This is a genomic window from Streptomyces sp. NPDC007808 (assembly GCF_042868655.1).
GTDB lineage: Bacteria > Actinomycetota > Actinomycetes > Streptomycetales > Streptomycetaceae > Streptomyces.
Genome location: NZ_JBIAEQ010000006.1, coordinates 379,606 through 405,837, shown reverse-complemented (window position 1 = coordinate 405,837; position 26,232 = coordinate 379,606). Strand labels below are relative to the sequence as shown.

The 26,232-nt window shown below is 69.9% G+C and carries 22 protein-coding genes; 4 read left to right on the top strand and 18 right to left on the bottom strand.

Annotated elements, in window-relative coordinates; genetic code table 11:
- Positions 1 to 89: 89 nt before the first annotated feature.
- Together ACFYNL_RS24175 and ACFYNL_RS24170 are read right to left on the bottom strand one after the other, a co-directional pair.
- Positions 90 to 1,433, bottom strand: a complete 1,344-nt coding sequence (locus ACFYNL_RS24175; protein WP_388806880.1) for a cytochrome P450 — start codon at positions 1,431 to 1,433, stop codon at positions 90 to 92.
- A gap of 87 nt (positions 1,434 to 1,520) precedes the next feature.
- Positions 1,521 to 2,549 carry a hypothetical protein gene (locus tag ACFYNL_RS24170; RefSeq protein ID WP_388807290.1) on the bottom strand — a complete coding sequence of 343 codons (1,029 nt, stop codon included), beginning with the start codon at positions 2,547 to 2,549 and terminating at the stop codon, positions 1,521 to 1,523.
- Between the two features lie 834 nt (positions 2,550 to 3,383).
- Between ACFYNL_RS24170 and ACFYNL_RS24165 the strand changes: the two genes are divergently transcribed.
- Complete coding sequence (locus ACFYNL_RS24165; protein ID WP_388806878.1) at positions 3,384 to 4,325, top strand: RluA family pseudouridine synthase; 942 nt, start codon at positions 3,384 to 3,386, stop codon at positions 4,323 to 4,325.
- Positions 4,326 to 4,343: 18 nt separating this feature from the next.
- Here the strand turns inward: ACFYNL_RS24165 and ACFYNL_RS24160 are convergent, their stop codons facing one another.
- From ACFYNL_RS24160 to ACFYNL_RS24140, 5 genes are all read right to left on the bottom strand, one after another.
- Complete coding sequence (locus tag ACFYNL_RS24160; RefSeq protein ID WP_388806876.1) at positions 4,344 to 5,810, bottom strand: cytochrome P450; 1,467 nt, start codon at positions 5,808 to 5,810, stop codon at positions 4,344 to 4,346.
- Positions 5,811 to 5,990: 180 nt separating this feature from the next.
- Positions 5,991 to 6,611: an ATP/GTP-binding protein gene (locus ACFYNL_RS24155; protein ID WP_388806874.1), complete on the bottom strand. Its 621-nt coding sequence runs from the start codon at positions 6,609 to 6,611 to the stop codon at positions 5,991 to 5,993.
- The gene (locus ACFYNL_RS24150) at positions 6,592 to 6,993 is read right to left on the bottom strand and encodes a DUF742 domain-containing protein (protein WP_388806872.1); all 402 of its coding nucleotides are present in this window, start codon (positions 6,991 to 6,993) and stop codon (positions 6,592 to 6,594) included. The genes ACFYNL_RS24155 and ACFYNL_RS24150 overlap by 20 nt, the downstream gene beginning before the upstream one ends.
- Positions 6,990 to 7,397: a roadblock/LC7 domain-containing protein gene (locus ACFYNL_RS24145; protein ID WP_274237698.1), complete on the bottom strand. Its 408-nt coding sequence runs from the start codon at positions 7,395 to 7,397 to the stop codon at positions 6,990 to 6,992. The genes ACFYNL_RS24150 and ACFYNL_RS24145 overlap by 4 nt, the downstream gene beginning before the upstream one ends.
- Positions 7,394 to 8,986, bottom strand: coding sequence for a sensor histidine kinase (locus tag ACFYNL_RS24140; RefSeq protein WP_388806869.1), 1,593 nt, complete (start codon positions 8,984 to 8,986; stop codon positions 7,394 to 7,396). The genes ACFYNL_RS24145 and ACFYNL_RS24140 overlap by 4 nt, the downstream gene beginning before the upstream one ends.
- Before the next feature lie 814 nt (positions 8,987 to 9,800).
- Between ACFYNL_RS24140 and ACFYNL_RS24135 the strand changes: the two genes are divergently transcribed.
- A complete protein-coding gene (locus tag ACFYNL_RS24135) occupies positions 9,801 to 11,048 on the top strand; it encodes a glycosyltransferase (RefSeq protein ID WP_388806867.1) in 1,248 nt (415 codons plus the stop codon).
- Positions 11,049 to 11,228: 180 nt separating this feature from the next.
- Entirely contained in the window at positions 11,229 to 13,415 is a 2,187-nt protein-coding gene (helR, locus tag ACFYNL_RS24130) for an RNA polymerase recycling motor ATPase HelR (protein ID WP_388806865.1), read from the top strand.
- An 85-nt stretch (positions 13,416 to 13,500) separates the two neighbouring features.
- Here helR and ACFYNL_RS24125 read toward each other — a convergent pair whose 3' ends face one another.
- From ACFYNL_RS24125 to ACFYNL_RS24075, 11 genes are all read right to left on the bottom strand, one after another.
- The gene (locus ACFYNL_RS24125; RefSeq protein ID WP_388806863.1) at positions 13,501 to 16,353 is read right to left on the bottom strand and encodes a DEAD/DEAH box helicase; all 2,853 of its coding nucleotides are present in this window, start codon (positions 16,351 to 16,353) and stop codon (positions 13,501 to 13,503) included.
- Positions 16,354 to 16,477: 124 nt separating this feature from the next.
- Positions 16,478 to 17,425: a twin-arginine translocase subunit TatC gene (tatC, locus tag ACFYNL_RS24120; RefSeq protein ID WP_388806861.1), complete on the bottom strand. Its 948-nt coding sequence runs from the start codon at positions 17,423 to 17,425 to the stop codon at positions 16,478 to 16,480.
- A gap of 47 nt (positions 17,426 to 17,472) precedes the next feature.
- The gene (tatA, locus tag ACFYNL_RS24115; protein ID WP_019758691.1) at positions 17,473 to 17,760 is read right to left on the bottom strand and encodes a Sec-independent protein translocase subunit TatA; all 288 of its coding nucleotides are present in this window, start codon (positions 17,758 to 17,760) and stop codon (positions 17,473 to 17,475) included.
- Positions 17,761 to 18,021: 261 nt separating this feature from the next.
- A complete protein-coding gene (locus ACFYNL_RS24110; protein WP_388806859.1) occupies positions 18,022 to 18,216 on the bottom strand; it encodes a hypothetical protein in 195 nt (64 codons plus the stop codon).
- A gap of 20 nt (positions 18,217 to 18,236) precedes the next feature.
- Positions 18,237 to 18,527 carry a hypothetical protein gene (locus tag ACFYNL_RS24105; RefSeq protein WP_388806857.1) on the bottom strand — a complete coding sequence of 97 codons (291 nt, stop codon included), beginning with the start codon at positions 18,525 to 18,527 and terminating at the stop codon, positions 18,237 to 18,239.
- Positions 18,528 to 18,580: 53 nt separating this feature from the next.
- Positions 18,581 to 19,618 (bottom strand): helix-turn-helix transcriptional regulator, encoded by a 1,038-nt coding sequence (locus ACFYNL_RS24100; protein WP_388806855.1) that lies wholly within the window; start codon positions 19,616 to 19,618, stop codon positions 18,581 to 18,583.
- Positions 19,619 to 19,637: 19 nt separating this feature from the next.
- Positions 19,638 to 20,591 (bottom strand): helix-turn-helix transcriptional regulator, encoded by a 954-nt coding sequence (locus ACFYNL_RS24095; protein ID WP_388806853.1) that lies wholly within the window; start codon positions 20,589 to 20,591, stop codon positions 19,638 to 19,640.
- A 170-nt stretch (positions 20,592 to 20,761) separates the two neighbouring features.
- Positions 20,762 to 21,133: an FKBP-type peptidyl-prolyl cis-trans isomerase gene (locus ACFYNL_RS24090; protein ID WP_019754140.1), complete on the bottom strand. Its 372-nt coding sequence runs from the start codon at positions 21,131 to 21,133 to the stop codon at positions 20,762 to 20,764.
- A 56-nt stretch (positions 21,134 to 21,189) separates the two neighbouring features.
- Positions 21,190 to 22,170 (bottom strand): FKBP-type peptidyl-prolyl cis-trans isomerase, encoded by a 981-nt coding sequence (locus ACFYNL_RS24085; RefSeq protein ID WP_388806851.1) that lies wholly within the window; start codon positions 22,168 to 22,170, stop codon positions 21,190 to 21,192.
- 204 nt (positions 22,171 to 22,374) lie between these two features.
- Positions 22,375 to 23,736, bottom strand: coding sequence for a Pup--protein ligase (gene pafA, locus ACFYNL_RS24080; RefSeq protein WP_093722625.1), 1,362 nt, complete (start codon positions 23,734 to 23,736; stop codon positions 22,375 to 22,377).
- A gap of 9 nt (positions 23,737 to 23,745) precedes the next feature.
- Positions 23,746 to 25,005, bottom strand: a complete 1,260-nt coding sequence (locus ACFYNL_RS24075; protein WP_388806848.1) for an MFS transporter — start codon at positions 25,003 to 25,005, stop codon at positions 23,746 to 23,748.
- A 148-nt stretch (positions 25,006 to 25,153) separates the two neighbouring features.
- Between ACFYNL_RS24075 and ACFYNL_RS24070 the strand changes: the two genes are divergently transcribed.
- A complete protein-coding gene (locus tag ACFYNL_RS24070) occupies positions 25,154 to 26,170 on the top strand; it encodes a LacI family DNA-binding transcriptional regulator (RefSeq protein WP_388806846.1) in 1,017 nt (338 codons plus the stop codon).
- Positions 26,171 to 26,232 lie beyond the last annotated feature (62 nt).

The following is a 26,232-nucleotide window of genomic DNA, read 5'->3' as shown; positions in this document are numbered from 1 at the left end:
GCGCGTCTTCCGCAGTCGCGCGAACCGCAAGGCCCTTCACGACGCTGACGACCGGATCGGCCCGGCACGGACAGGCAGTCCACCGCCAGTCACGCGCTCGCGCGGTCGAGGCACTCCACTCGGACCTGGACCTGGTGAGGGCTGAGGGTCATCCGCGGTTCGACACGGGGCGGTTGAAGGTTGCCGTGCGAGAGTCGCCATCGAGTCACGATCGTGGCCAGGGCCAGTGTCGCCAGGTTCATGGCGTAGTTGTCGCCGATGCACTTGCGCGCCCCTCCGCCGAAGGGGATGAAGGCGCCGCGCTCATGCGGGTGCTCCGGTAGCCACCGGTCGGGGTCGAAGCGGTCGGGCCGCGGATTGAACCGTGCATCGTGGTGCATGAGATACGGGCTGTAGACGAGGGTGGTGTCCGGAGGGATCACGGCGTCCGCCAGCCGGGCTTCGGTGGTGGTCGTCCGCGTGAAGAGCCACCCGGGCGGGTAGAGACGCAGCGTCTCGGTGACGACCCTCCTCGCCAGGTCGAGTTGGGGGAGATCGTCCCAGGTCGCGGTCCGGGTACCGAGCACCTTGGCTGTGTGTGAACGCAACCGCTCCTGGACGTCGGGGTATTGACACAGAAGATGGACGGCCCAGGTAAGGGCCACCGCCGTGGTGTCGATGCCTGCGACGAGCAGGGTCATGATCTGAGCGTGGATCTCGGCGTCACCGAGGGCTTCTCCCGCGTCGTCCCGGGTGGCGAGGAGCATCGACAACACGTCGCCGTGGTTCTTACCGTCCTGCCGATACAAGCCGATGGTCTTGCTGACCGCGGCCCACGCCCGGTTGCGAGCCCGCTCGTAGCGCCGGTTCGAGGGCAAGGGCAGACGGCGCAGCAACGGCGGGAGCACAGCCTGCTGGTAGATGCCTCGGAAGATGTCCGGCAGGCATACCGTCACCGTGTCCACGGCAGGTCGCGCGGCGTCAGCCGTGAACAACGTCCGAGAAATGGTTTCACTCGCGAGCCCGTACATCTGCGCGCCGGCGTCGACAGTGCGTCCGTCGCCCCAGCCGCTGGTGAGAACGTCGATTTGCTCGGTCATGATGGCGGCGTATTCCCGCAGGCTGGCGCGAGAGAAGGCCGGCTGCAAGCTGCGCCGCTGTCGCCGGTGAGCGCTGTGGGGACACGAGGCGATGCCCGCGCCCAGAGCGTTTCCCACGCGCTCGATTATGGGCCCACCCTTGTCGAATATCCGGTCCTGGAGGAGAACGTCTTGCACGAGGTCAGGTCGGCAGACCACGACGGCTCTTTGTGGGCCCAGCCGAATCTGCACTAAATCACCATAGGACGGGAGGGTTTTCAAGAAATGCAGCGGATCGCGGAGCAGGGGAAACAGATGCCCTACTATCGGCAGCGCCCCTGGAGCCTGCGTGATGCCTGCATGGTCCGTTGCCACGCGCTTTCCCCCTTTTTTGTCGATGGTCGGAAGCTTTCGTGCAGGCCGGTGTCGAGAAGGCCCGGATTTGCTCACGGTCAACCGCGGCTAAGCCGATGCATGCTCCTGGCTGGGGAGCAGGAGCTGCAGGTGGGCATGTTGCTGATCCGACTGGTCCGACGTTGTGGGGATGTGGTAACGCGTGGTTTTTCCGTACCACTCCAGGCAGCCGTTGGTCCACTGCCTCATTCCGGCAGTGACCTTCAGTACCTCGTCACGCAGGCGGGGTGACACACCAAGACTCGTCAGGTAGGGCACGAGCTGCTCTTCAGCGGCCAGGAAGTCGCTCACGCGCGCCTGAACCTTGGCGACAGCCAACTCGATGGCATCCTGCAGCGAGATTCCGGCTGCATGCTGCATCACGATGACGACGTTGTGGAAATCTCCACGCTTGTGGTCCAGGTGAACCGAATGCAGGTCATTCTGCCAGGCGACCACATCACTCGCGGCTTCGATGATCTCCCGGAACAACCTGCTCTCATAGATGCTCTCGGGTACCTCCGTGTCCAGGCTGAGTTCGACCAGGTCGAAGCCGAACTCCATGCCCACGGACAGTCGCCTGGTCTGAGTGAAGCTGTCAATTCCCGGAGGGGTGCCGCGGAAACGGTTCTCAGATTCCTCGGCGAACCCCTGGAAAAACAGGTCCAAGTGCCGGTTCAGTCGTCCGCGGAGCGTTGGTGAGAGCCTTTCGCCCGTGCGGATGGAGAGGTCCGTGAGCGCCTTTGTGAAAGGCGTCTGCTCTCGTTCCGGGGCCGGATCCCGTCCGGTGTCGATGATACCCATCAGGCGCCGGTGGACCGGAGCCCAGGCCCCTGGGGCGTCATAGACCCTCAACGTGTGCAAGTCGTCCAGGATGAAAGTGACGAAAAGCCATTCTGCGCAAAGGCAGAGATCGCGGAACGAGGCTTCCGGATAGGTCCAGGCGACAAAGTGCCCGTAGCCTGCCTCCAGCCGTTCCCTGCCGCCCTGCGTCTCACTCAGCCCGAGGCTTTCTCCCAGCGAGCGGACGTACTCCTCGATCTTCTCGGTGTACGGGCTTACGGTCGGTGGGTTGGGCTCCGAATACGTCGGAATCATGGCGAGCACCAGGTCCTCCAGGTCTATGGCGCCAAAGTTGCTAAGGCGGATGCGTTTCGGTCGGGACGACTGCTCTCACAGCGAGCAACACGCGCCCCGGTCGGCGGCGAGAGGATGAACGGAGGCATGGATTCCCTTCCGGTGCCGGAGCGAGCAGGGCGCGTCACGCTTGTGCGGTACGCCCTTCAATCACATCGCAGTTGAGTCCGCACCGGAAGTGGGCACCATCGATCAAGTCGTGAATGGTTCTGAACGTTCGGCTGGACGCTCGCCGGTTCAGGGCGCGCCCACTTGAGCACATCGGTGTCGGGGACCAGGGGAACGGCAGGGATCGCCCGCCGCCGCCACGCGCCGAGTCCGGAATCTGCCGCCACTGCCTTCGACGATGCGCCGGCCCAGGACACTCGGCATCGTGCGCATCCGACCGGCGTCGGACGACGAGGAGCCAGGCAGCCCGGTGATCCGATCCGCCGGTGGAGGGCCGAAGTCCTTCTCGCGCTGGCGGCTGAACAACAGGTGAAAAGGGCAGACTGACAGTTGAGCGGTGGCCACGGCGGCTCCCATGAGGTGCCGGTCATCAGAACAACTGTGTGCGCAAAGCCATGGAGCTGCGCGGTGCAGTTCCAGTAGACGCAGACCCGCCACCCGGGACAAGCAATCGACAGGGGGCGCGTCGGGGCGCAAAGGCGATCGCGCAAGCGCAGTGAACGGTCGGTTTACCGCCTCCACCGTTCAACGCGCTCGTGCGCCGGAGCGCGAAGCAGAGCTGGCGCCCATGCAAGCCGCCTCCCTTGCGCTCCTGGAGGCGATGCGGCCCTCGTACGCTTGAGCGTGATGAGACGACGCACTTCTCCCCCGCCTTCTCCTCTGCCGCAGCGCGACGGGGTGGATCCGGTACGCGTACGGCTGCCGGGCGGGGACGCTTGGGCAACCGTGCGGGATCATCTCGTAGCGCGGCTCGCGGCCGCGGCCGAGGTGATCGACGGGATGCTGGACGCGGGGGAGATCGTGGACGCCGCGGGCCTTCCCGTTCGACGGGACAAAGAGTACGTCCCCGGGATGTACGTGTGGTTCCACCGAGAGCTGCCCGCCGAGGAGCGGGTGCCGTTCACGATCGACGTCGTCTACCAGGACGATCACGTGGTGGTGGCCGACAAGCCGCACTTCCTGGCCACCACGCCACGCGGCAGCCATGTCGCCGAGACCGCCCTGGCGCGTCTGCGGCTCCGACTGGGCATCCCGACGCTGAGCGCCGCTCATCGGCTGGACCGGCTGACGGCCGGGCTGGTGCTCTTCACCGTGCGCCCCGAGGAACGCGGCGCCTACCAGTCGATGTTCCGCGACAGGCAGGTGACCAAGGTGTACGAGGCCGTGGCCCCGTACGACGCCGCGTTGGACCTACCGCGCACCGTGCGCAGCCGCATCGTCAAGGAGCGCGGGGTGTTGGCGGCCCGCGAGGTCGCGGGCGAGCCGAACGCCGTCAGCCGGGTCGAGTTGCTGGAGCACCGACGCGAGCATGCCCGGTACCGGCTGACACCGAGTACCGGGCAGACCCACCAACTGCGGGTGCACATGAGCGCCCTCGGAGTGCCGATCCTCGGAGACCCCCTCTATCCGGTGGTGACCGGCCCCGTGGCGGCCGGCGACTTCCGACGTCCGCTCCAACTGCTGGCGCGGACGCTTGAGTTCACCGATCCGATCACGGGACGCGAACACCGGTTCCTCAGCGCGCGCATGCTGCGGGCCTGGTCGTCGTACGACGAGTGGGCCGGGTAGCCCCGGCTCCCGGCGGGCTCACTCGCCGCGCCACCAGCGCAGGAAGCGCCGGAACAGGCGCGTGCGGCGGGCCGGCTCCATCGTCGCCGGAGGCGCAGGAGCAGCGGACACCGCCGGCGAGGGCTGTGACTGCGGTGCGTCGACCTGCCAGGTGGTCGTGCGCTGCCGCGGCGCGGGGTTGTTGAAGGGGCGCTGCGTGACGTCCCGCGGAGGCTTGGGCGCGAACCTCACCGGAAGTTCCACCAAGTGCCGGTTCGAGATGGACGCACGCCAGCGCAACTCGTGTTCCTCACAGTCGAGTTGGGCGTCCGGGAGGCGAGCCAGCAACGCGTCGACACCGACGTCGGCGATGGCGCGGCCGATGTCCTGGCCCGGGCACTCGTGGGGGCCGCCCCCGAAGGCGAGGTGGGAGCGGTTGCCCTGCATGTTGGCCTTGAGGTCGGGGCGGACACGCGGGTCCACGTTGCCCGGCGCGATGCCGAAGACGAGCGCGTCGCCCTTGCGGATGCGCTGACCCCCCAGCTCGGTCTCCTGCTTGGCGACGTAGGGGAAGATGGTGCTGAACGGCGGCTCGTCCCACAGGGACTGCTCGACCGCCTCGGGGACGGTCATCTCGCCGCCCTTGAGCTGGGCGCGGAACCGTGGGTCGGTGAGTACCACGCGCAGGACGTTGGCGATCAGGTTGGCAGTGGCCTCGTACGAGACGATCAGGACGACCCGCAGGTGCTGGCCGATCTCCTCGTCGGTGAGCCGCGCCGGGTGGTTGATCAGGTGGCTGGTGAAGTCGTCCCTCGGTTCGGCCCTGCGGCTCATGGTGAGCCGCATCAGGACGTCCATGATGTAGGCGTTACTGGCGATGGCGGTCTCGGTGCCCTTGAGCATGTCGCGGGCGGCCTGCACGATCCGGTCGTTGTATTCGTCCGGCATGCCGAGGATTTCGCACATCACCGCCATGGGCAGGTGTTCGGCGAACTGGCTGACCAGATCGGCCCTGCCCTCCTCACAGAACCGGTTGACGAGCTCCTGGGTCGCACGGTTGATGGAGCGGCGGATGCCCCGGTGGTCGATGGTCGACATGGCGCCGGTGACGGCGCCGCGCAGCCGCAGGTGCTCGTCCCCCTCGGCATGGCAGCAGATGGGCTGCCAGGCGATGATCGGCATGAGCGGGTGATCGGGCTTGATCGTGCCGTCCTGCAGCGCGGTCCACAACCGGGTGTCACGGGAGTACTGGGAGGGGGTGCGCACGGTGTGCAGGTTCTCGGCGTGGCCGAGGACCACCCAGATGGGTACGTCCTCGTGCAGCAGGGCGGGGGCCACGGTGCCGTGCTCGGCGCGGAGCTTCTCGTACAAGGCTCCCAGGTCCTCCGCCTCCGGGCCGTACAGCCGGCGCAGCCCTCCGGGGCCGATGCCGTGCGCGGGGCAGCCGGGGGGCGGGGTGGCCATGGGCTCGTCCGTACCGGTCGGGAAGAGGGGTTCAGGCGTCACGATGGTCGCTCCGAAGCTGAAGTGGTTCCGGTGTACAGGAGGTGAGGGGGTCCCCCGGTTCGGACGGTTCAGCGAAGCCGCGAACGTGGGGGAGGTCGCGCGCGGAACGCAAACGGCGTGCGGGGGCCGTACGGCTCGCGGGCGCGAAGGCGCGGCCGTACGGCCCGACCGGCACGGGGCTCAGGCGGGGGCCTTCGCCGTCGCCAGCGCGTGCAGGAAGTGCATCAGGGTCATCAGGACGTCGCGGCTGGAGGCCCGGCGGCGTACGTCGCACTCGATGATGGGGATCTCCTCGGGCAGATCGAGTGCCGTGCGGAGTTCGGAGACGGCGTAACGAGGCGCATCCGGGAAGGTGTTGACGGCCACCACGAAGGGCACGCCGCACTCCTCCAGTCGCCCTATGACATCGAAGCTGACTTCGAGTCGACGGGTGTCGACCAGCACGACCGCGCCCAGCGCACCCTCGAACAACCCGTTCCACAGGAACCAGAAGCGTTCCTGGCCGGGCGTGCCGAAGAGGTACAGCACCAGCTGCTCGGTGATGCTGATGCGACCGAAGTCCATCGCGACGGTGGTCGCCGTCTTGGTGTCCGAGCCGTAGTTGTCGTCGACGCCGATACCGGCCTGCGTCATGGTCTCTTCGGTGGTCAGCGGCTTGATCTCGCTGACCGAGCCCACCATGGTCGTCTTGCCGACGCCGAAACCGCCCACCACCACGATCTTGACCGCGGCCTCGGCCGTGTGCGGCAGCTGGTCCTCGGTACGCGGGCCGGGGACGATGTCAGAGCCTTTGAAGTCCATGCATCACCGCTTCGAGAATTGAACGGTCGGCGACGGCCTGGCGCACGATCGGGGCGCGCGCCGTCACCAGTCCGGCCGTCAGCATGTCGGTGAGTACGACCGTCATCATGCTGAACGGCAGGCTGAGATAGGCCGAGAGCTCGGCCACGGACAGGGGGGTGGTGCAGAGCCGGAGCAGCGCCGATTGTTCCGGCGTGGCGGAAGGCGGCGGTTCGGCGCGCGCCACGATTAAGGTGACCAGGTCGAGGTCCGCGTCACGCTCGCCCCCGTCCGGTCCGGCCACCACGAAGAGCCGTTCCGGGTTCTTCTGCTTCCCGGTCTGGGCCGGTGGTGGAGGCGGTAGGTCCTTGGGTTGCCGCCGCTGGCGTTGCGGAGGAGTCATACGGTCTGCCCGTTGCGCCGGGGCGGGCTGGTGAGGTGGGCACCGATCCGGGCGACGAGGTCGGTCATGCGGTTGCTCATCCGGCCGGGTTCGGCGAAGGTGTCCGAGAGCACCGCGAGATATGCGTTCGCGCCGGCGGCCATCAGGTAGAAGTAGCCGCCGTTGATCTCGATCAGGACCATCTTCATCTTGCCGTCGCTCTTCGGGATCTCCTGGGCGACAGCGCTCGCCAGGCTCTGCAGCCCGGCGCAGGCCGCGGCGACGCGGTCTGCGGTGTCCGGGTCGCCGCCGTAGCGTGCGATGCGCAGGCCGTCGGCGGAGAGCACCACGATCATCTGGATGCCCGGTACGCCGTCGTGGAGCTCCTTGAGCATCCAGTCGAAGTTGGCGCGCTGCTGGATCACTTGAGGTCCCCCTCCTCGTCGGCCTCGGGGCGGGCCGGTTGGGTTCGCGGTTTGAGTGTGAGCGGGTCCGGACCGTCCTTGAGTCCGTTCCAGAACGCCTCGACCCAGGCTCCGGGGGCGGGCTCGTCCTTCGCCGGCTCGGGGTCGGGCTCGGACTTGCCTGTCGACCAGATGGTCGGCCGGCCCTCCCGTTCGGCCTGCTCGATGGCCGCCTGCTCGGCGAGCCGCTTGCTGAGCGGGGTCTTGACCCGGCTGCGGCGCTGGGGCAGCCCGTTGGCGGTCCACTCGGTGACGACGGGGACGTCGTCGCCCATGGAGAGCGCGGCGGCGATCTTGGGGCTGGTGGGACGACGCTTCTTGGGCGCGCGCTTGGGGCCTTCGAGGAGATCGGGGTCGTCGGCCTTGGGCGCCGATCCGGCGCCGATGCCGTGCGCGAGTCCCGGCGCGGGGTCGGTGGTCATCATGTCGCGCGGCACCACCAGGACGGCGCGAACGCCGCCGTACGCGGAGGACCGCAGCGAGACCTGCATGTTGTAGGCCGTGCAGAGGCGGCCGACGACGGCCAGGCCCAGCCTCGGGGACTCACCGAGGTCCTGCAGGTCGGTGCCCTGCTTGGCGCGTTCGAGCATGCCCTCGACCCTGGCGCGGGCCTCCTCGCTGAGGCTGACCCCGGCGTCCTCGATCTCGATCGCGACACCGGTCTGCACCTCGGTGGCGGTGACGTGGACCTTGGTCTGCGGGGGCGAGTAGCGCGTGGCGTTGTCGAGGAGTTCGGCCGCGGCGTGGATGATCGGCTCGACGGAGATACCGGCGATGTTGACCTTGGCGATGGAGTCCAGGCTGATGCGGCGGTACTCCAGGATCCGGGACATGGCACCGCGGAGCACGCTGTACAGCGGGACGGGCTCGGGCCACTGGCGGCCGGGGCGGCCGCCGCCGAGCACGGAGATGGAGTCGGCGAGGCGGCCGATCAGCATGGTGCCGTGGTCGATGCGGAGCAGGTCGTCGAAGACCTCGGGGTTGCGGCCGTGGTCCTCCTCCATCTCCCTGAGTTCGACGGCCTGCTGGTGGACGATCGACTGGACGCGGCGGGCGATGTTGACGAAGGAACGCTGCGCGGAGTCGCGCAGTGCCTCCTCGTGATCGACGAGTTCGACCATGTTCCGTACGAACTCGACCTGCACCGGGGGGAGTTGGGCGTAGGACGGGTCGATCTCGGCGAGGTCGCGCATCACCTCATAGGGTGAAGCGCCACAGCGCAGCCGGTGGATCGCGGCGGGAGTGATCTCCCTGGCGAGGCGGACGATCTCCTCGTCGTGGGCGGCGACGCGCCTCTCCAGATACGCGGTGTGACGAGCGTGCTCGGCTCGCGCGTCGCCAAGGGCGCGGCCGCGGCGCACGACTTCGGCCGCGGACATCAGGACCAGCACCAAGGCCACGGCACCGCACACGCCGACGGCCGTCCGGGCCGGTTCCGCCACCACGGCGACGGCGGCTCCGGTCGCCGCGGCCATCACTATGGCCGGCAGCAAAAGCACGCGCACGTAAGGGAGTTCGCGCCGACGGGGCGGGGATTGAACGCTCACCATGTGGGCCCTCTGAAATGAATCGGGTGGGTGTAGGGGGAGCTAGCAGGGGGGTACGTCATGGGTATGTCGGAATCTTCTGCATGTTTGGGAACAAGCGCACGAATACACCTCAACTCGGTGCGCTGCGGGCGAGCTTAGTCCGAGCGGATCATCGCTGTGTCATATTCAGCAAGCGCCTGAAATGGCGGGTGTGACAGGAGTACGCTCGGCTCTTTTATACGCTCGGCATACAATCGAACACGACGCGTCACGTTGTTCGGGCGTACGAAAACCACTCACCGTGACGAGTGAGAGTCGGGGTTCCCGCACCGTCCGGCCGTGAGATCTCAGCGAAAGCGGACCCCGAGATCTCTGCGAAGCGCTCGGCACGCACCCCGGGCGGCGAGCGCAGCCACCGAGGTCGCGAGCGCAGCCACCGAGGTCGCGAGCGCAGCCACCGAGGTCGCGAGCGCAGCCACCGAGGTCGCGAGCGCAGCCACCGAGGTCGTGCGGGCCGCCGCCGCACGGCGGCTTCCCCCCTCTCGGCCGTACCCGAGTCTGGGAGTGACGCGAACTCCGGGAGTCCGGCGCGCAGTTCTTCCTCCTGGCCGGCAGCCACGGACCCCGGTTCCCGGGCGGATCCCACCGACGGCGGCTGCCGATGCCGCAATCCACGGAGACGACGCGGTCCCCGGAAAACAACGAAGGCAAGGAGGTCACCACCACTCCTTGCCACTCTCAACGTATAGCGCACCGGGGGCCTTGCGGCAAGGCCCCCGTCGTGCCGCAGAATCTCCGGCCTGAGCCGGAATCTGCAAAAACGGGGAGTCACGACGTGCGTGCTTTGCTGGTGACCTACGGATCGCGCGGGGACGCCGAACCGATGGCGGGACTCGCGGTGGCGCTGCGGGCACGGGGCGCCGACGTGCGGGTGTGCGCGCCGCCGGACTTCGCGGAGCTGTTCGCGGGCATCGACGTACCCATGGCGCCCATCGGCCGGTCGGTGCGCGAGATGGTCAAGGAGAGCGTGACGGGTGCGGCACCGCTGCCACCGGAGAGCCTGCCGGAGCGTGCGGCCCGGGTGTTCACGGCGACGTACGACGCGGCCATGGCGATCGCCGGGGAATGCGACGTGGTGGTGGCCACCGGCCTGATGCCGGCCGCGGCAGGCGCGCGGTCGGTGGCCGAGAAGCTGGGCGTCCCGTACGTGTTCGTGGCCTGCTTCCCGACCTACCTGCCCTCGCCGCACCACCCGCCGCTCACCTGGCCTGGCCGCCCCACGCCACCGGACGTGACCGACAACCGGGCGTTGTGGGACCTGAACGCCGAGCACCTGAACGCGCTGTTCGGCGAGGCGGTCAACACCCGGCGGGCCACGCACGGGCTGCCCCCGGTGGACCACGTACGCGATCACGTGCTCACCGACCGGCCGTGGCTGGCGGCCGACCCGGCCCTGAGTCCGTGGCCGGAACCGGCGGACCGCACGGTGGTGCAGACCGGCGCGTGGATCCGGCCCGACGAGCGGCCGCTCCCGGCGGATCTGGAGGCCTTCCTGGACGCCGGCGCACCACCGGTCTACGTGGGCTTCGGGAGCATGGCGCTCCAGGACGCGCAGGGCGTGGCGCGGGCGGCCGTCGCGGCGGTCCGTGCGCGCGGGCACCGGGTGCTCGTCGGGCGTGGCTGGGCCGACCTGGGCCGCACCGACGACCAGGACGACTGCTTCGCCGTCGGCGAGGTCAACCAGCAGGCCCTGTTCCGACGGGTGGCCGCCGTCGTGCACCACGGTGGCGCCGGCACCACGACGACCGCCGCCCGGGCCGGCGCGCCCCAGGTGGTCGTCCCCCAGCTCGCGGACCAGCCGTACTGGGCCGGCCGGGTGGCCGAGCTGGGCGTCGGTGCCGCGCACGGCGGCCCCACTCCCACCTTCGAGTCCCTGTCGACCGCGCTCGGTTCGGCCCTGTCCCCCAAGACCCGGGCGCGAGCGGCGGCCGTCGCCGCCACGATCCGCACCGACGGGGCAACGGTGGCCGCGCAACTCCTCCTCGACACGCACGGACGCGACGGGCGGCCCGCATCCCCATGACCCGCGCGGTGCCACCGCGGCACGGGTCATGACACCCGGACACGAGAGTCCGCACCCGCCGACGACCTGACCGCCCCTGGCCCGGCATGGGCCCGGCTCCGGTTCACCCCTTCGTCACCCCGGTCCGGCCCCCTTGCCGCGAGCGAGGGTCGTCAGCGACCCAGATCGGAGCAATACGCCGTGAACCCCCTTACCGCCACCACCGTGTTCGCCCTTCCCCATCGCCTGCGTGCCAAGGCCGACCCGGCGCTGATCGCCGCTGACGAGCGGCACTTCGCGGCCCTCGCGCAGTGCCTGGAACAGTCCGTCGCGGAGGTGTCCGAGCGCCTCGCCGCCGAGCGCAGGGCGCCCGGTGGCCTGGGCCGGCACGCGATGGACCGGGACGCCGAAGTCCACCGGCTGACCGCCCGCCTGCGCACGCTGCGCCGCTTCGGCCTGGACCTGTGCCTCGGCCGCATGGTCGGCGCCGACGGCGCCGAGCCGGTGTACGTGGGACGGCTCGGTCTCACGGACAGCACCGGCCGCCGACTGCTGGTCGACTGGCGCTCCCCCGCCGCCGAGCCGTTCTTCGGAGCCACCCACGCCCACCCCATGGGTCTGACGAGCCGCCGCAGGTACCGCTGGAGCGACGGCCGGATCAGCGACTACTGGGACGAGGTGTTCACCTCGGACGGCTTCACCGGGCACGCCGCGCTCGACGACCAGTCCGCCTTCATCGCCGGGCTGGGCAGCACCAGGTCGGAACGGATGCGGGACGTGCTGGGCACCATCCAGGCCGACCAGGACGCCATCATCCGCGCGGGGTCCCAGGGCGCCCTGGTCGTCGACGGCGGCCCGGGCACCGGGAAGACCGTGGTCGCCCTGCACCGCTCCGCCTATCTCCTGCACTCCGACCCCCGCCTCGGGCAGCGTCGGGGCGGCGTGCTGTTCGTCGGACCGCACCGGCCCTACCTGTCCTACGTCGCCGACGTCCTGCCCAGCCTCGGCGAGGAGGGCGTGCGGACCTGTCTCCTGCGGGACCTCGTCGAAGAGGGGGCCGGGGCGGGCGTCGAGGCGGACCCCGAGGTGGCCCGCCTGAAGTCGTCGGCGGCCCTGGTGAAGGCGATCGAGACGGCCGTCCGGTTCTACGAGGAACCACCCGCCGAGGGGATGACGGTCAGCACCCACTGGTCCGACATCCGGCTGAGCGCCGAGGACTGGGCGGTGGCCTTCGACGCGGCGGAGCCCGGCACCCCGCACAACGAGGCCCGCGACCAGGTCTGGGAGGAGTTGCTCACGATCCTGGTCGACAGGCACGACGACGAGGCCTCGGCGCACGACGGCGACGTCTCACCCCATCTGCTGCGCAGGTCGCTGGCCCAGAACCGGGACCTGCGCACGGCCTTCGACCGCGCCTGGCCCCTGCTCGAAGCGGCCGACCTCGTCTCGGACCTGTGGTCGGTTCCGGCCTACCTGCGGATGTGCGCTCCCTGGCTCGGCCCCGACGAGGTACGGCGGCTGCAGCGTACGCAGCCGCAGGCCTGGACGGTGTCCGACCTGCCGCTGCTGGACGCGGCACGGCAGCGGCTCGGCGATCCGGAGGCGGCCCGGCGCAGGCGCCGGCACGAGGCGGCCGTCGCCGCCCAACGTGAGCGGATGACGCAGGTCGTGGACAACCTGATCGAGGCCGCGGCCGCCTCGGGCGCCGACGGTGACGACGGGGAGGGCCTGGTGACGATGTTGCGGGGCGCGGACGCCCGGGTCAGCCTGGTCGACGAGTCCGAACTGCCGCCCGCCGACCCGGATGTGCTGGCCGGCCCGTTCGCCCACATCGTCGTGGACGAGGCTCAGGAACTGACCGACGCGGAGTGGCAGATGCTGCTGCTGCGGTGCCCGTCCCGCAGTTTCACCATCGTCGGCGACCGCGCCCAGGCCAGGCACGGCTTCACGGAGTCCTGGCCGGAACGCCTGGAACGCGTCGGGCTCGACAGGGTCACCATGGCCTCCCTGAGTGTCAACTACCGCACGCCGAAGGAGATCATGACGCAGGCCGAGCCGGTCATCCGCGCCGTGCTCCCGGACGCCAACGTGCCGACGTCGATCCGCAGCGGGGGCGTCCCCGTGGTACGGGGCCCGGTCTCGGATCTCGACACGATCCTCGGCGCCTGGCTCGCCGCGCACACCGACGGGATCGCCTGCGTCATCGGCGATCCCACGTTCCGCCCGACGGACCGCGTCCGCTCGCTGACCCCGGAGCTGTCCAAGGGCCTGGAGTTCGACCTGGTCGTCCTGGTGCGTCCGGAGGCGTTCGGCGAGGGAATCGAGGGAGCGGTGGACCGCTATGTCGCGATGACCCGGGCGACCCGGCAACTGGTCGTCCTCGGGTGAGTGCACGCCCGCGGGGCCGGGGCCGCACGAAGGTGCGGCCCCGGCGCGGGCGGACGCCGCGAACCCCGCGCCCGCCCGCGCACACTCACCCCACCGACGAGTAGGCGACGACTCCCCGCAGCAGCCCCTCCACGGCCTTCCGTGCGTTCTTCGCCACGGTCGATCCCTCCACCGGAGAAGCCGCCGAGATCTGCCCCAGCACATCGATCACCTGCTTGCACCACCGCACGAAGTCACCCGCCGGCATCTCCGCCTCACGCAGTACCTCGTCCAGCCCCTTGCCGCTGGCCCACATGTAAGCGGCCCAGGCGAACCCGAGATCCGGCTCGCGCTGCCCGACGCCCTCGGTCTGATTGATCCGGAACTCCTCCTCCAGGGCATCCAGCCGACCCCAGATCCGCACCATCTCACCCAGCGCGGCCTTGGCCTTGCCCGAAGGCAACTTGGGGGCCATCGCGTCGTCCCCGACCCGCGCCTCATACACCAACGCCGATACGCATGCCGCCAGTTCGGCCGGTCCGAGCCCCTCCCAGACCCGCTCCCGCAGGCACTCGCTGGCCAGCAGGTCGAGTTCGCCGTACAGCCGCGCGAGCCGCTTGCCGTGCTCGGTGACCTCGTCGCCGCGCAGATAGTCCAGCTCGGTCAGCAGGGCGACGATCCGGTCGAAGGTGCGCGCGATGGTGTTCGTGCGGCCCTCGATACGGCGCTCCAGCTGCGAGGTGTCCCGCATCAGCCGGTGGTAGCGCTCGGCCCAACGGGCGTGGTCCTCACGGTCGTTGCAGCCGTGGCAGGGGTGCGCCCGCAGCGCCTTGCGCAGCCGTTCGATCTCGCGGTCGTCGGCGGCCTGGGAGCGCCGCTTGCGGTGCCGCTCCGGCGGGATGTGCCCGGCCTTGGTGCGCAACGCGGAGGCGAGGTCCCGACGGGACTGCGGGGAGCGCGGATTGAAGGACTTCGGGATCCGCATCCGCTCCAGCGCCTCGACCGGCACCGGGAAGTCCATCGACGCAAGCCGCTTGACCTGCCGTTCGGCGGTCAGGACCAAGGGGCGCGGGCCGTCGTGGTGCTCGAAACCGCGGTGGCCGTTGGAGCGCCCGGCCGGCAGCCCGGGGTCGAGCACCAGCGCGAGACCGGCGTACTTGCCCGTCGGCACATGGATGACATCGCCAGGCTTGAGCCTCTCCAGGGCGACCGCGGCCTCCGCGCGCCGCTGCGCCGCGCCCTGCCGGGCCAGCTCGTTCTCCCGGTCCTTGAGTTCGCGGCGCAGGCGCGCGTACTCCTCGAAGTCCCCGAGGTGGCAGGTCATCGACTCCTTGTAGCCGGCCAGCCCCTCCTCGTTGCGCTGCACCTGCCGGGAGATCCCGACGACCGACTTGTCGGCCTGGAACTGCGCGAAGGACGTCTCCAGCAGTTCGCGGGAGCGATGCCGGCCGAACTGCTCCACGAGGTTGACCGCCATGTTGTACGACGGCTTGAAGCTGGACCGCAGCGGATAGGTGCGGGTGCCGGCCAGTCCCGCCAGGTGCTCGGGGCTCATACCGCGCTGCCACAGCACGACGGCGTGCCCCTCGACGTCGATACCGCGTCGCCCCGCACGCCCCGTCAGCTGCGTGTACTCGCCGGGTGTGATGTCGGCGTGCTGCTCGCCGTTCCACTTGACGAGCTTCTCCAACACCACCGAGCGGGCGGGCATGTTGATGCCCAGCGCCAGCGTCTCCGTGGCGAACACGGCCTTCACCAGGCCGCGGACGAACAACTCCTCGACGACCTCCTTGAAGGTCGGCAGCATGCCCGCGTGGTGGGCCGCTATACCGCGTTCCAGGCCCTCCAGCCACTCGTAGTAGCCCAGGACGTGCAGATCCTCGGTGGGGATGGAGGCGGTGCGCTCCTCGACGAGCGCGCGCACCTTCTCCCGTGCCTCCTCGTCGTTCAGCCGGAGTCCCGCGTGCAGGCACTGCTGTACGGCGGCCTCGCAGGCGGCACGGCTGAAGATGAAGGTGATCGCGGGCAGCAGCCCCTCGGCGTCGAGGCGTTCGATGACCTCGGGCCGGCCGGGTGTCCACACCCGGGACCTCTGTCTGCGCTCCCGCTCGCGATCGGCCTCCCGCATCGCGCGCCCGCGTCTGCGGTCCTGGAACGACGGCCGGGTCGCCTCCATCCGCGCCAGCCGCGTGAGATCGGGGTTGACGGCCTTCTTGTGGCCCTCGCCCTCCTCGAACAGGTCGTACATCCGGCGCCCGGCGAGCACGTGCTGGAACAGCGGCACGGGCCGATGCTCGGAGACGATCACCTCGGTGTCGCCGCGGACGGTGTCGAGCCAGTCACCGAACTCCTCGGCGTTCGACACGGTCGCCGACAGGGAGACGAGCGTGACCGACTCGGGAAGGTGGATGATCACTTCCTCCCATACGGCGCCGCGGAAGCGGTCGGAGAGGTAGTGCACCTCGTCCATCACCACGTACCCGAGGCCGAGGAGGGTCTGCGAGCCCGCGTACAGCATGTTCCGCAGCACCTCCGTGGTCATCACGACCACGGCGGCGTCGGGGTTGACGCTGTTGTCACCGGTGAGCAGACCGACCATGCCGTTGCCGTAACGGCGGCACAGGTCGGCGTACTTCTGGTTGGACAGCGCCTTGATGGGCGTCGTGTAGAAGCACTTCTTGCCCTGCATCAGGGCGAGGTGGACGGCGAACTCGCCCACGATCGTCTTGCCGGAGCCGGTGGGCGCGGCCACCAGCACGCCCTTCCCCCCTTCGAGCGCCTGGCAGGCCTCGATCTGGAAGGGGTCGAGGCCGAAGTCGTACATCTCGCGGAAGGAGGCGAGCGCGGTGGCCTGCTCGACAGCGCGCCTGCGCGCTGCCGCATACCGCTCGGCCGGAGAGAGATCCTCTGTCATCGTGCTTTCGAGCGTACCGGGCCCCACTGACAACAGGACGATCATTATCGGGATCCGCACCGCGCGAACCCGTGGGTCCGCGCAGCTCACGGCGCTGACGGTGGCGCAACGCGAGCGGCCGGGCGCGCCCCGTGGGCGCCCCGGCCGTGGTGTACCTGCGGAAGAGCGGTCAGGTCACGTCGTCGTAGCCGTTGACCCGCTCCGTGCTCGCCTGCTCGGGCAGTGCCCTGGCGGCCGGGACGGCCTCGACCTCGCCGATGTCGTCGGGGGTCAGATCCAGGTCGGAGGCCTCGTCGTCGGCGGGCCCTTCCGCATCGCGGCGGGCGCGGCGCCGGTCGTTGAGCAGTGCGATGCCCGTAGCGCCGAAGTACAGGATCCAGATGGGGCCCGCGAGCGCCAGCATGGAGATCGGGTCGGTGCTGGGCGTGGCGATCGCCGCGAAGAGCGTGATGCCCATGATCATGCCGCGCCACCAGCCGGCCATCTTCTTGCCGGAGAGCACGCCGCTGAAGTTGAGCATGACCAGCAGCAGGGGCAGCTCGAAGGAGAGGCCGAAGACGACGATCATCCGCATGATCAGCTGCAGGAGGTCGTCGAGGGGGAGCTGGTTGTCACTGCCGATGATCGCGAACTCGAGCATGACCGAGGCCATCTTGGGCAGCGACCAGTAGGCGAAGTAGGCGCCCGTGACGAACAGCGGGAAGCCGGCGCCGACGAACGCGTAGGCGTACTTGCGCTCGTGCCGGTGCAGGCCCGGGGCGACGAACGCCCAGAGCTGGTACAGCCAGACCGGGGAGGCCAGCACCACACCGGACGACAGCGAAACCGTCAGGGCGAGGGTGAAGGGGCTCAGCAGGCCGTTCTGCACGATGCGCGCGCACTTTTGCTCACTGGTGTTCTTCGCCAACTCGGCGAAGCTGTAGTCGCATCCCACCGCCTCGAGGATGGGATTCGTGAAGAACTCGATGATGTCCTTGTAGAAGAAGGCTGCGACGATCGTCGTGACGAGGACCGCCAGCAGGCTCTTGACGAGCCGGTTGCGGAGTTCACGCAAGTGCTCCGCGAGGGGCATCCGCCCCTCGGGATCCTTCTCCTGCTTGCGGGCAGACTTCAGCAACCCACGTTCCCATCTCGTGCATCGGGCCGGAGGTCACCGGCCCTGCGTCAGCGCTTGGTCGTGTCCGTCGGCTCGTTGACCGGACGCGAGCTGGTCACGTCGCCGGGCGCGGCCTGGATGATGCGCTGAGCCTGGGGCTGCTCGTCGTTGTTGTTCGGCGGGTCGGCCGGCGCGGGGGACTTGCCGTCGTCCTTCATCGCCTTGGCCTCGCTCTTCAGGATGCGGGCGGACTTGCCGAGCGAGCGCGCCATGTCCGGAAGCTTCTTCGCGCCGAACAGCAGGATGATGACGACGAGGATGAGAATGATCTCGGGGGCTCCGAGCCTTCCGAACATAAGTCTTTACCTTCTCACCGAGGCAGCTGGGGTGGGGACGCTGTCCGACCGGTCGGACATATGTCCGAACGATCGTGTAGACAGCGATCGTAGCGCTCAGGGGTGAACGTCAGGCAATCCCCGTGCGTACTCCCTGTCCGCGGACCGGGCCTCGTTCTCCGACCCGCGACCAGCAGCGTACCTGGCCCACACGGCAAGTTGACAGGGCGAAGTGGCCCAAAACGCATGCGACGCAGGACTCACACCCATTCCTTGGCGACCTCAGAGAGAGTCCGCGGCCCGGGCCGCGCTCAGGCTCGCCCGCTCCAGGTCCTCGGCCGCCCTGCTGATCCGGCGCGCCGAATCCGCCACCTGGCGGCCCAGACGCTGCGCCTCCAGGAAGACCCGCACGGCGAGGACACCGAGCACCACAAGACCCAGAAAACCAACGGCTACCGCGAACATCGGCCAGAACATGACGCCGAGCCTAGACCGTCCTACACCGTGGAGTGCAGCCGCAGGGTCCTGACCCCACCGCCGGTGAGCAGCTCGACGATCCGCTCCCCGGCCGGCTTGCGGACGGCGGCGCCGCACTCGGGGCAGGTGAAGGAGTAGAAGGTCGTACGGCTGGTCGCACCGATGGCGAGGCGCAGGGCGCTCGCGGCGAGTTCGAAGGAGCCGCGGCAGTCCGGGCAGCCCGCCCTGAACATCACCGGGGCGACGCTTCTCATTCCGGCGAACGCGGACGCCACCGTCATCTCCCGCACCCCGGACATCGACTCGCTCAAAGCCCCTGCTCCCGCCTGTCGCCCTGCCTGCCCGACACCGTCGAACCTCTGTCCTACCGTCCGTCGTGAACCGGATGCGCCGTGTGAGCGCCCTGCACCTCGATCCCCTCGGTCCCGTCGTACGCGGCCAGCGCCTCGCGGGCCGCATGCCGGGCGCTGTCCGCCAGCTCCGGCGGCGACACGATGCGCCCGTCGCGTCCGAGTCGCAGCGCCAGGCGGCGCAGCGACGCCGGGTCGGGGGTCCGCAAAGTGATACGCAGACCGCCGTCCGCAAGCTCATCGGCACTGTCGTGCGGGTAGTACTCGGCGACCCAGCGGCCGCCCGGGCCGACCTCGACGACGACCTCCGGGTCCTCCGCCGCGGGCTGGACCAGCCCTTCGGACAGGTCCCGCAGCTCGATCTCGGGCGGTGCGGACGGCTCGTCCAGGATCTTGATCTCGGCGACCCGGTCGAGCCGGAAGGTGCGTCGCGCCTCGGAGCGGCGGCACCAGGCCTCGACGTAGGTGTGCCCGACGCTGACCAGGCGGATGGGGTCGATCTCGCGCTCGGTGACCTCGTCACGGGCCGGCGAGTAGTAGCGGATCCACAGCCGGCGCCGCTCGGAGATCGCACGGTCGACGTCGGCGAAGACACCGCCCTCGGACTCGAAGGTCACCGACAGCCGGGAGCTGGCACCGGCCGCCTCACCGGCCGCGGCCTCCACCTTGGCGGTCGCCCGCAGCAGCGCCTGCCGGTCGCTCTCGCGCAGTCCGGGCAGCGTGGCCACGGCCCGGGCGGCCACCAGCAGCGCGGTCGCCTCGTCGGCGGCGATCCGCAGCGGCTCGGCCGCTTCCGCACCCAGGGCGGCCGGGTTGTGCCACCAGATGCGCTCGCCGTCGGTGTCGATGTCGAGCAGGTCGCCGCCGCGGAAGCTGGTGCCGCACATGGGCAGCACATCCAGGTCGGAGACCAGCTCCTCCTCGGAGATGCCGAAGGCGCGCGCCACGTCCTCGACGCGGGCACCGGGGCGCTCCCTGAGATACGTCACCAGGGAGAGCATCCGTCTGGTCTGGTCGATGGCGTTGACGGGCCTGACCGGTTTGCCTGCCACTGTGTCGCTCCGCTCCCCCTCAGCCCTTGGCCACGGCACGCAGCCGGTCCACCACGTCGGCCCGCAGCTCCGCGGGCTCCACGACCACCACGTCCGGCCCGAACTCCACCAGCCAGGCATCCAGCCCGTGGCCGTACGGAATCTCCAACTCGTCCCAGCCGTCGCCGAGTTCCCGCACCGCCGTGGCCTTCGCCCGAAGGGGGTACCCGGCGTCCGTCCGCAGCCGGATCAGCGCGGAGCGGTCGGCGCTCTCCCCCGCCCAGCTCGCCACGGTCTCGCGCACGGTGACGACATCGGGCACGGGGGCGGTGAAGCGGCCACTGCGACTGCGGACCTTGCCGGTGATCCGCGACAGCCGGAAGACGCGCTCGGCGCCGCGGTCCCGGTCCCAGCCCGCCAGGTACCAGTGACCGCGCCAGCACTCCAGCGCCCACGGCTCGACGTGCCGGGGCTCGGGGCGGGCGGCGGTGGCCTTGCGGTACTCGAAGACGACCGGACGGCGGTCGCGGCAGGCCAGCATCAGCGGCTCGAACGCGGCCTCGTGCACCGGGATACGGGGCTCCAGGGCGCCGTGCGCCCCGTACGGGTCGACGTCCTCGGGCAGCCCGGCCGCCCGCAGCTTCTGCAGGGCGCCGCTGGCCGCGCCCGCGAGGCGGGCCTGCTGCCACACCTTGGCGGCCAGCCCCAGCGCGGCCGCCTCTTCGGCGTCGAGCGTGATGGGCGGCAGGCGGTTGCTGTCCCTGCGGGCGAGGTAGCCGACCTCGCCGTCGAGGTTCTCGACGGTCTCGATGACCAGGCCGAGCTCGCGCAGATCGTCCTTGTCGCGCTCGAACATCCGGTTGAAGGAGTCGTCGCTGCCCGCTTCGAGATAGGCCTCGATGGACTCACGCAGCTCGCGCTTGCTCAACGGACGCCGCGTCCCGAGCAGACACAGCGCCAGATTCATGAGCCGCTCGGCCTTGGCAATGGCCATCGACGCCCTTCGCCTCCCTATGGTGCTTACGACCGATGACCGTACCGCCCCGAAGTGGCGTGGCAAAAGCCGAGGGCCCATGCCCGGACAGGCATGGGCCCCAGGTAGTCGGGTCCGGTCGCACGCCGATCAGCGGTTCGCCGATCGGAAGCGGCACCGGGACGCGACGATCAGACGCCGAGCAGGTCGACCACGAAGATCAGCGTCTCGCCCGGCTTGATCGCCGGGGTCGGGCTCTGGTTGCCGTAGGCGAGGTGGGCGGGGATGGTCAGCTGGCGGCGGCCGCCGACCTTCATGCCCTGCACGCCCTGGTCCCAGCCCTTGATGACGCGGCCGCCGCCCAGCGGGAAGCGGAACGGCGTACCGCGGTTCCAGCTGGCGTCGAACTCCTCACCCGTGCTGAAGGCGACACCCACGTAGTGGACGGTGACGGTCTGGCCCGCCTGCGCCACCGGGCCGTCGCCCTCCCAGATGTCCTTGATCTCGAGGTCCGCCGGGGGCTCGCCGCCCGGGAAGTCGATCTCGGGCTTGTCGATGCTCACTTCATCACTCCTTGTTGCATGACCTGAGTCGCGAAACGGTCGCACGGACACCTCGGTCAGGCGACGTCGAGGATATCCACCACGAAGACCAGTGTGTTCTTGGCCAGCTCGCTGCCGGGGGTGTTGCCGTAGGCGAGGGAGGGCGGGATCACCAGCAGCACCCGGTCGCCGACGTTCTTGCCGACGAGGCCCTTGTCCCAGCCCTGCACCACCGAGCCGGTGCCGATCTGGAAGGCGGTCGCGCCACCGTGGTCCCAGGAGGAGTCGAACTTCTTGCCGTCCTCCCACTTGACCCCGGTGTACTGGGCGACGAGGGCCTGACCGGCCTCGACCTTCTCGCCGTCGCCCTTGATCAGCACCTGCTGCTTGAGGTCCTTGGGGGCCTTGGTGTTCTCGGGGATGGTGATCTTCGCCGCCTTCTGCGACGGAGCCTCCACCTCGGGCATGCCGGGGGCCGGGGCCGCCTGCTCGCCCTTGACCTCGGCCTTGGCGTCGACCGTGGCGGCGCCGGCCACGTCGAGCACCCAGATCAGCACGTCCTTCTCCTTGATACCGGAGGAGGGGTTCAGCGCCTCGCCGATCAGGTCACCCGCGGTGCCCTGGACGAGGACCCGGCTGCCCGGCTGCTTGCCCTTGACGGCGTCGAGGACCTTGGCGGGCAGCTGCCGGCTCGGCTTGCCGACCTGTTCGACGGACTGCTGCCGGGGCGCGCTGCCGCCGGTCGCCGGGCCCTGCCAGGTGCCGCCCAGCTCCTTGTCCTCGCCCCACTTCTGAACGGTCCAGTCCAGCCGGACGTAGTCGGAGGCCTTGATCGCGGTTCCGCTGCCCTTCGAGACCGTCTCGACCACGGTCTTCGTGGCCGGCTCACCGTCCTTGGGCGTGGAGATCTCGGGCTTCTCCCCGGCCTTCCCGTCGACCTCGGCGACCGCCGCCGTCTGTGCCTCGTCGCCATCGCCGTCCGATCCGCACGCGGCGGTGAGCAGCAGGGCGGGCACGGCCAGCAGCGCCGCGACGCGGCGTTTCGTGTTGAAGTTCATCAGTCCCACTGGGCTAGGGGGTGGCGGGCAATGGCCGCCACTTTACGACGTACGCGCTCCCGGCACCGCTCGCCGCCCTGATCGGTACTTCGGCATGTCCCCGCCGACCCGGCCGGAGAACGGGAACGCCCGGTGCCAGGAGGTGTCACCACCCCCGGGCACCGGGCGTCCCGCACGGGACGGCGCCGGAGCGTCCGCGCCCTGTCACATACCGGCGATCAGCTTCTCCACCCGGTCGTCCACGGAGCGGAACGGATCCTTGCACAACACGGTGCGCTGTGCCTGGTCGTTGAGCTTGAGATGGACCCAGTCGACGGTGAAGTCGCGGCGCTGTTCCTGCGCCCTGCGGATGAAGTCACCGCGCAGCCGGGCACGAGTGGTCTGCGGCGGGACGGACTTGCCTTCGAAGATCTTCAAGTCGTTGCAGATGCGTGCGGCTTGCCCCTTCTTCTCCAGCAGGTAGTACAGGCCGCGGCGGCGGTGGATGTCGTGGTAGGCGAGGTCTATCTGCGCGACCCGCGGGTGCGACATGGTCATGTTGTGCTTGGCCCGGTACCGCTCGATGAGCTTGTACTTCATCACCCAGTCGATCTCGGTGCCGATGCGGTCGAGGTCCTCGGACTCGATCGCGTCGAGCGTGCGGCCCCACAGCTCCAGGACCTGCTCGACGGTGCCGGTGCGGATACCGCGGCGCTCGCAGAAGTCCACGGCCTTCTCGTAGTACTCCCGCTGCACCTCCAGCGCCGAGGCCTCCCGGCCGCTGGCCAGGCGGACCTTGCGGCGGCCCGTGATGTCGTGGCTGACCTCGCGGATCGCCCGGATCGGGTTCTCCAGGGTCAGGTCGCGCATCACCGTGCCCGCCTCGATCATGCGCAGCACCAGGTCGGTCGCGCCGACCTTGAGCAGCATGGTCGTCTCGGACATGTTCGAGTCGCCCACGATGACGTGCAGGCGGCGGTAGCGCTCGGCGTCCGCGTGCGGCTCGTCGCGGGTGTTGATGATCGGCCGGGAACGGGTCGTCGCCGAGGAGACGCCCTCCCAGATGTGCTCCGCCCGCTGGCTGACGCAGTACACGGCGCCGCGCGGCGTCTGCAGGACCTTGCCCGCGCCGCACAGCAGCTGGCGCGTGACGAGGAACGGGATGAGGATGTCCGCGAGCCGGGAGAACTCCCCGTGCCGTGCCACGAGATAGTTCTCGTGGCAACCGTAGGAGTTGCCCGCCGAGTCGGTGTTGTTCTTGAAGAGGTAGACGTCGCCCGCGATTCCCTCCTCGTGCAGGCGTCGTTCCGCGTCTACCAGGAGTCCTTCCAGAATGCGCTCGCCGGCCTTGTCGTGGGTGACCAGTTCGGTCACGTTGTCACATTCGGGTGTCGCGTATTCCGGATGTGACCCCACGTCGAGATAGAGCCGGGCGCCGTTTCGCAGAAAGACATTGCTGCTACGGCCCCATGACACGACACGGCGGAAGAGGTACCGCGCCACCTCGTCAGGCGACAGGCGGCGCTGTCCCCTGAACGTGCACGTGACGCCGTACTCGTTCTCCAGCCCGAAAATGCGGCGGTCCATGACTGAACATTACGCCCGATCCCCTGAGCTGAAACGGGGTTCGACAGCACGGTTTGGATCATTTTCCGATGAAGCCGCAACAACCGCGCCCCTGGCGGGAGCTGCGAGGACCCGCCCCGTGCCCAGCAGGACCAGCAGCGACACCGCCCCCGCGGCACCCGGCACCGCGAACCCCCACAGGGCCCCGCCCTCCTCGACGACCGGCCCCGCGAGTCCCGTTCCGACCGAGGCACCCACGGTGAACGTGGTGACCAGCCACGAGAAGGCCTCGGTGACCGTGCCGCGCGGCGCGTGCCGGTCCACCAGCACGAACGCACAGGCGATGCAGGGGGCGAGGAACACACCGGCGAGCACGCTCAGCAACGTCATGGCCACGGGCCCGGGCACCAGCATCAGGGGCAGGTAACACACCGCCAGAAGCGCCACCAGCACCCGCAGTCGCCGCGCCGGCTCCCCGGCCCACTGCCGCGCCCCGTACACCGTGCCACCGAGCAGCGCACCCAGACCCACACCCGCCATCAGCCAGCCGTACACCGTGTCACCGCCGTTGTCGTCCGCGTACGACATGGCCGCGACCGCGATCGAGCCCAGCGCCATCCCGATGAACAGGAACGAGGCGAGCAGCGCGAGCAGCCCGGCCGACCGCAGCGCCCCCAGCCAGTGCGCCTCACGCGGTGCCGAGCGCCACGCGCGCGAGGGCGGCGACACGACCACCGACAGCGCGCCCAGCACCCCGAGGACGTTCAGGACCAGCAGCGCCGCCTGCGCCGACCACAAGGAGGCGCACAGCGTCAGCAGCAACGGTCCGACGGTGAACATGACTTCCTGCGCCACCGCGTCCATCGCGTACGCGGCATGCACCTGACCCTCCTTGTGGAGGACCGACGACCACAGGGCCCGCAGACCGCCCTCCAGGGGTGGCGTGAACAGCCCCGCGGCCGCCACGGCGGCGTAGGCGAGCGGCAGCGGACCGATGCCCACGAAGGCGAACACGGCCGCCGCGAGGGCGGAGGCCACGGCGGCGGGCAACTGCACCCGCGGCTGCCCGTACAGGTCCACCAGCCGCCCCAGCACCGGCTGCCCCACGGCGTTGGCGATCCCGTACACCGCTGCCAGAGCGCCGGCGAGGCTGTAGGAACCGCCCTCCTCCCGCACGAAGAGCACGATCGCGATCGCCGCCACCGCGTTCGGCAGCCGCCCCATGAGCGTGCCGGCGAGCAGCCGGGCGGCGTGCCTCACCCTGAGGATCTCCCCGTATGCGCCCGTCATCCGCCGTGCCGCCCTCCGCCAAGTTTTACGTATAACGTCTCTCGTCATACGTACCATGAGCGCTGTTCACGAGTCCAGACGGGGAGCGGGCCGAAAGACGGCCGGGGCGACGGCGTCGGACTACCGCACGAAGAGGAGCAGACGGACGGTGGCACACGGCAGCACCCGCCCCACCAGCAGGGACGTCGCCCAGGCCGCGGGCGTCTCGCAGGCGGCGGTCTCACTGGTGCTCGGCGACAAATGGCGCGGCCGGGTCTCCGAAGCCACGGCCGAGCGCGTCCGGGAAGCCGCCCGCCGGCTGGACTACCGGCCCAACCTCGCCGCCCGCAACCTCCGCCTCGGACGCACCCGAACCGTCCTCCTCGTGGTCCCCGCCCTGACCACCGAGTTCTTCGCCGGCGTCTACACCGGCGCCGCCCGCATCGCCGCCGAACACGGCTTCGGCGTCGTCCTCTACCCCTCCCCCGAAGGCATCGGCCCGGCCCGGGACCCCTTCGCCTCCGCCCAGGCCGCCCTGGACGGCGTCATCGCCTCCTCCATGGCCGCCGACGCCCTCACCGCCATCCGCGGCGACCAGCTCCCCCTCGTCATGCTCGACAGCGACCCCGAGGGCAGCCTCGGCGCGGCCACCGTGAACCTGGACATCGCGGACGGCGTCCGCCAGGTCGCCCGGTACCTGCTGGGTCTCGGCCACCGCCGCTTCCTCCACCTGGCGGCGGACGTCGCCTCCTGGACGTTCGAGATACGCGCACAGGAACTCGACACCCGGCTCGCCGCCGTCCCCGGCACCTCCCTGCTCACCGCCCGCGCCCCCATCTCCATCGACGGCGCCCTCGCCGCCGCCACGGCGGCGCTCTCCGCCGAGGGACCCCGCCCCACCGCGATCGTCTGCGACGACGACAAACTCGCCGCCGGCGCCTACAAGGCCGTACGCCGCCTGGGACTGCGCATCCCCGACGACGTCTCCGTGACCGGCCTCGACGACCTCGCCCTCGCCACCGCCCTCGACCCCGAGCTCACCACCGTCCGCCTCGACGCCGAGCTCTTCGGGGAACGGGGCATGCAGGCCCTGCTGGCGGTCCTGGAAGGACGCGTACCGGTGGACGGCGACATCCCCGTCGAACTCGTCGTACGCGGCTCCACAGCGCCGCCCAGCACGCCCTGAGCGCCTCCTGAACGCCACTGTGCCCCGGCCGAGGGACTCGGACCGGGGCACAGCACGGACAG

Bases quoted from the DNA above. Each gene is read 5' to 3' on its own strand.
- ACFYNL_RS24170 (WP_388807290.1), bottom strand. From the start codon at position 2,549: ATGATTCCGACGTATTCGGAGCCCAACCCACCGACCGTAAGCCCGTAC.
- ACFYNL_RS24165 (WP_388806878.1), top strand. From the start codon at position 3,384: ATGAGACGACGCACTTCTCCCCCGCCTTCTCCTCTGCCGCAGCGCGAC.
- ACFYNL_RS24155 (WP_388806874.1), bottom strand. From the start codon at position 6,611: ATGGACTTCAAAGGCTCTGACATCGTCCCCGGCCCGCGTACCGAGGAC.
- ACFYNL_RS24150 (WP_388806872.1), bottom strand. From the start codon at position 6,993: ATGACTCCTCCGCAACGCCAGCGGCGGCAACCCAAGGACCTACCGCCT.
- ACFYNL_RS24140 (WP_388806869.1), bottom strand. From the start codon at position 8,986: ATGGTGAGCGTTCAATCCCCGCCCCGTCGGCGCGAACTCCCTTACGTG.
- ACFYNL_RS24125 (WP_388806863.1), bottom strand. From the start codon at position 16,353: ATGATCGTCCTGTTGTCAGTGGGGCCCGGTACGCTCGAAAGCACGATG.
- tatA (WP_019758691.1), bottom strand. From the start codon at position 17,760: ATGTTCGGAAGGCTCGGAGCCCCCGAGATCATTCTCATCCTCGTCGTC.
- ACFYNL_RS24110 (WP_388806859.1), bottom strand. From the start codon at position 18,216: ATGTTCTGGCCGATGTTCGCGGTAGCCGTTGGTTTTCTGGGTCTTGTG.
- ACFYNL_RS24095 (WP_388806853.1), bottom strand. From the start codon at position 20,591: ATGGCCATTGCCAAGGCCGAGCGGCTCATGAATCTGGCGCTGTGTCTG.
- ACFYNL_RS24085 (WP_388806851.1), bottom strand. From the start codon at position 22,170: ATGAACTTCAACACGAAACGCCGCGTCGCGGCGCTGCTGGCCGTGCCC.
- pafA (WP_093722625.1), bottom strand. From the start codon at position 23,736: ATGGACCGCCGCATTTTCGGGCTGGAGAACGAGTACGGCGTCACGTGC.
- ACFYNL_RS24075 (WP_388806848.1), bottom strand. From the start codon at position 25,005: ATGACGGGCGCATACGGGGAGATCCTCAGGGTGAGGCACGCCGCCCGG.